At 38.6% G+C, this 1,693-nt stretch carries 2 protein-coding genes; both read right to left on the minus strand.

Annotated elements, in window-relative coordinates:
* Positions 1-31: 31 nt before the first annotated feature.
* Positions 32-472, minus strand: coding sequence for a MaoC family dehydratase (locus VXQ92_RS16895; protein WP_000966086.1), 441 nt, complete (start codon positions 470-472; stop codon positions 32-34).
* Positions 472-1,693, minus strand: a 1,222-nt coding sequence (locus tag VXQ92_RS16900) for an ABC transporter ATP-binding protein (RefSeq protein ID WP_416682597.1), incomplete at its 5' end; no start/stop codon positions are given. The genes VXQ92_RS16895 and VXQ92_RS16900, both read right to left, overlap by 1 nt.

The raw sequence follows: 1,693 nt of genomic DNA on the forward strand, positions 1-1,693 counted from the left end.
AAAACTGTTAGACAATCATATCAACGATTCATTAAACATTCTTTTTAAAGACAACGATTTTTGTCGTTGAAATAAGTAAAACATCCCCATGCTGATTTAAGGCTTGCGTAACGTAGCTTACAATACCACGATCCAATTTTGTTTTGGATGGCGTAATGGCGGAAATTTCAGCTTCAACATGAATACGGTCACCAGGCCGAGTAGGGCGTGGCCAACGTAGACTAGATTCTGAGCCTACTAGTCCACCATGAATCGGCATGCATTCAGTCCATAAGCGCATAGTAATTGCCGAGGTATGCCACCCGCTAGCGGCAATACCTTTAAAGATTGGATCTTCTTTGGCTAACTCTTCATCTGTATGGAAAGGTTGAGGGTCATAGTGGCTTGCAAATTGTTTAATTTCATCAAGTGTAATTTCATACTCACGACTGATAAAACGATCACCAATTTTTAAATCTTCTAAATAAAGCATTAATCTTGACCCTGTACTACTTTTTGCTCAATAAGAAAACCGCCCGTTTGACGTTTCCATAATTGTGCATATATACCATTTTTAGCAATTAATTCTTCATGAGTACCTTGCTCTGCAATTTTACCTTCATCAAGAACAATTAAACGGTCCATTTGAGCAATGGTAGACAAACGGTGAGCAATTGCAATAACTGTTTTATCTACCATCAGGTCATTTAAACTAGACTGAATAGCTGCTTCAACTTCTGAGTCTAAAGCACTAGTTGCTTCATCTAAGATTAAAATTGGTGCATCTTTTAAGAAAACACGCGCAATAGCGATACGTTGTCTTTGACCACCTGACAGTTTGACACCACGTTCACCCACTTGTGCTTCATAACCTGAACGTCCTTTTAAGTCGACAAGTTGAGGAATAAATTCAGCTGCTTTTGCCTTATGCACGGCACTTTGCATATCTTGATCAGTTGCATCTGGACGGCCATATTTAATATTTTCGGCAACTGAACGATGTAGTAGAGAAGTGTCTTGAGTAACTAAAGCAATATTTGCTCTCAAACTATCTTGTGTAACATCTTCAATATTCTGCCCATCAATTAAAATTGCACCTTCTTTAAGATGGTAAAAGTGTAAAAGTAATTGGATGAGGGTAGATTTACCTGCACCTGAACGGCCAACGATACCAATCTTTTCACCTGCTTTAATGTGTAGATTAAAGTGATCGATGACATTTTTATTGTTATAAGCAAAGGTCACATCTTTAAATACAATCTCACCTTGTGTGACTGCAAGTGGTTTTGCATCTGGCTTGTCTTGAATATTGATTTTCTTACCAAGTGTTTGCATGCCATCTTGAATGGTACCAACATTTTCAAATAATGCTGACATATGCCACATCATAAACTCAGCCATGCTATTAAGTTTTAAAATCATGGCAGTAGTAGCAGCAATTACGCCTAACGCTGCTAAACCTTGAGTCCATAACCAAACTGCGGTACCAATTACCCCAACAAATAAAACAGCAGACAGTAAATTAATGCTAACTTCAAAAAGAGTACCTAGACGCATTTGCGCATAGACTGTGGTCATAAACTCTTTCATTGACGCTTTTGCATATTGGCTTTCACGCCCGGCATGCGCAAAGAGTTTTACAGTTTGAATATTAGTATAGGCATCAGTTACACGGCCAGTCATTACAGCACGTGCATCGGCTTGTTGTTGTGAT

The sequence above is a fragment of the Acinetobacter sp. 228 genome (assembly GCF_048147885.1).